Here is a 2926-nt window from a genome sequence, read left to right as displayed (position 1 = left end):
GAATGCTCGTGGTTGTCATCGCCCAGCGGCAGCGACCGCAGGGCCTTGCCGACAGCAGCCGGCGGGGTGCCGGTTTCCTCGGCAAAGCGCATCAGCGTCGGCTCGTGGGCGAGGATGAATTGCAGGACACCAGCCAGGAAACCTGGCTCACTGGCGGCTTTGCGGATCGAATGGACCTCTATGCCGGTGATAGCCAGAAAGCGCGGCAAAAGCTCCGGATCGGAGGCGACAAAGCCCAGGGCCTTCACGGCAATCGATTCCGCTTCTTCGCGCATTGACGCTGCGTTTGCCATCACTACCTTCGGTGTGTGGATGAGTCTCTCCCGCAGTAATGGCAAGAGTTGCTTGCGGCAAGCCATTAGAGCGTGGCGCGCCCTTTGGACGCGCAGGCGACGAGGTAGAATTCGCGCTGTTTTCCAGCCGCGGATTTCCGTTTCGTCAATCATATTGCCGTAAAGTGAAGCAGGGTTTGGTGCGTTCAGACATGGGCGCATGACGGTCGCCTTCGAAGCGGAAGGGCGGCCGGGACGGGATATCGATGCCGAAGAAGGTTATGATCGTCGAGGACAATGAGCTCAACATGAAGCTCTTTCGGGACCTCATCGAGGCAAGCGGTTACGAGACCGTGCGCACCCGCAACGGTCTGGAAGCGCTCGATCTGGCACGCCAGCACCGGCCGGATCTCATCTTGATGGATATCCAGTTGCCTGAGGTGTCGGGGCTTGAAGTGACCAAATGGCTGAAGGAGGACGACGAACTGCACGTCATCCCCGTCATTGCCGTGACCGCCTTCGCCATGAAAGGCGACGAGGAACGTATTCGCCAGGGTGGCTGCGAGGCTTATATTTCGAAGCCGATCTCGGTGCCGCGTTTCATCGAAACCATCAAATCCTATCTGGGCGATGCGTGATGTGCCCCTTCAGCCGAGTCGGAGCGTTATGAAATGACTGCGCGGATCCTCGTCGTCGACGATATCCCTGCCAATGTGCGGCTGCTGGAAGTGCGGCTGCTGGCCGAATATTTCGAAGTGTTGACCGCCACCAACGGGCCGGATGCGATCGAGACCTGCGAGAACGGCAAGGTCGATGTCGTGCTGCTCGATGTGATGATGCCTGATATGGACGGCTTCGAGGTCTGTCGGCGGCTGAAGAGCGATCCGGCGACATCGCACATTCCGGTGGTGATGATCACCGCGCTGGACCAGGTTTCCGACCGCGTCCGCGGGCTTGAGGCTGGCGCCGACGACTTCCTGACCAAGCCGGTCAACGACCTGCAGCTGATGACGCGCGTCAAGAGCCTGGTTCGGCTGAAGTCGCTGACCGACGAGTTGCGGCTGCGCGCCTCGACGACGCGCAACATCGGCATCGAGGAGTTGCTCAGCCGCAATTTCGCATCCGAGGACACGACGCCGAAAGTGCTTTTGATCGACGAGCGCAAAACATCCGTCGAGCGCATCCAGAAGATGCTGCGTGATCGGGCCGACCTCGACGTCACACATGATCCGCATGCCGGTTTCTTCCAGGCCGCCGAGACATCCTATGAATGCGTGATGATCTCGACCGCGTTCGCCGATTTCGATCCGCTGAGGCTCTGTTCGCAGTTGCGCTCGCTCGATCGCACCCGCTTCGTGCCGATTATCCTGCTGGCGGAGGAGGGCGAGGAGGAACGCATCATTCGCGGCCTGGAACTCGGCATCAACGACTATCTCATGCGGCCGATCGACCAGCAGGAACTGACGGCACGGCTGCGCACGCAGGTGCGCCGTAAGCGCTACAACGACCAGCTACGGGCCAGCGTCACCCAGACAATCGAAATGGCGGTGACCGACGGTCTGACCGGGCTGCACAATCGCCGCTATCTGGACAGCCATCTGCAGACGCTGTTCGATCGCGCCGTGGCACGGCGCCGGCCGCTGTCGGTGATGATCACCGACCTCGATCGCTTCAAGGCGATCAACGACGCGCACGGTCATGATGGCGGCGACGAGGTGCTGCGGGAATTCGCACGGCGGCTGCGCAAGAATGTCAGGGGTATCGACCTTGCCTGCCGCTTTGGCGGCGAGGAATTCGTCGTGGTGATGCCGGATACCGAGGGCGCGGTGGCCGAGAAGGTGGCCGAGCGCATTCGCGCCGAAATCGCCCAGGCGGCTTTCGCCATCGGCCAGGACGGCAAGGCGATCGAAGTCACGGTCAGCGTCGGCGTGTCGTCGGTGCTGAAGGGCGTGGACACGGTGGCGGCGCTCATGAAGCGTGCCGATCTCGCGCTCTACGAAGCCAAAAGCGGCGGCCGCAATCGGGTCGTCGCCAAGGCGGCGTAGTGATCCAGCCCCGATTATCCAGTCAACCCGACAGGGTTACCCGTTTACCTTAATCCAAGCGATTCGCGAGCCTTGGTTAAGAAACTGTTGATTTTCATAAGCTCTTGCGCGACTGTGCAGGCCAAGACGAAGCCGGCACGAGGATAGACCGCCGGCTCCGGTCCCTGGGAATACCCCATGATGCTCAGGTCCGCCGCATCTCCTGGGTCCGTGGGGTCGGCCGGCCGGCGCTGGCACATAGTGGCCTCCTCGTACCGCTGCCAAACGCCGACCGGCCCCCTTCTTTCCAATGAACATCAGAGCTCCGTGCCAAAGCACGGAAGACTCTGGGTTTTTGCGCCTGAAAATCTGGATATCGTTAGGGGAAATTGCCCCGAGCGCTTGTTCCGCGGCAACCCACAGGGGGAACAATACCGTTCCCTTCCATTTCGTACATATGGCGCACAAGGGGCTTGCGGCAAGACCCGGCTCCTCCCGTAAAACCGACCCGAACCAAGGTGCGGAAAACGGGAGTGACGACAATGGTTTCAGATCATGCGGTGGTGATCGCCGGGGGTGGTCCGACGGGATTGATGCTGGCGGGCGAAATGGGGCTAGCAGGCGGCGACG

General features: G+C 61.2%; 3 protein-coding genes. 2 read left to right on the top strand and 1 reads right to left on the bottom strand.

The window, feature by feature from the left end; all coding sequences use genetic code 11:
• Positions 1 to 293, bottom strand: a 293-nt coding sequence (locus EN990_RS35010; RefSeq protein WP_127388571.1) for a DUF3572 domain-containing protein, incomplete at its 3' end; no start/stop codon positions are given.
• A 245-nt stretch (positions 294 to 538) separates the two neighbouring features.
• On the opposite strand from EN990_RS35010, the gene EN990_RS35005 reads away from it, so the two are divergent.
• Positions 539 to 910 carry a response regulator gene (locus tag EN990_RS35005; protein WP_013531932.1) on the top strand — a complete coding sequence of 124 codons (372 nt, stop codon included), beginning with the start codon at positions 539 to 541 and terminating at the stop codon, positions 908 to 910.
• 33 nt (positions 911 to 943) lie between these two features.
• Positions 944 to 2317 carry a PleD family two-component system response regulator gene (locus EN990_RS35000; RefSeq protein WP_024503582.1) on the top strand — a complete coding sequence of 458 codons (1374 nt, stop codon included), beginning with the start codon at positions 944 to 946 and terminating at the stop codon, positions 2315 to 2317.
• Positions 2318 to 2926 lie beyond the last annotated feature (609 nt).

It is taken from the genome of Mesorhizobium sp. M7A.F.Ca.US.005.03.1.1, from assembly GCF_003997975.1.
In the GTDB taxonomy this organism is placed as follows: Bacteria; Pseudomonadota; Alphaproteobacteria; order Rhizobiales; family Rhizobiaceae; genus Mesorhizobium; species Mesorhizobium ciceri.
This window is presented reverse-complemented; position numbering and strand designations above follow the sequence as displayed.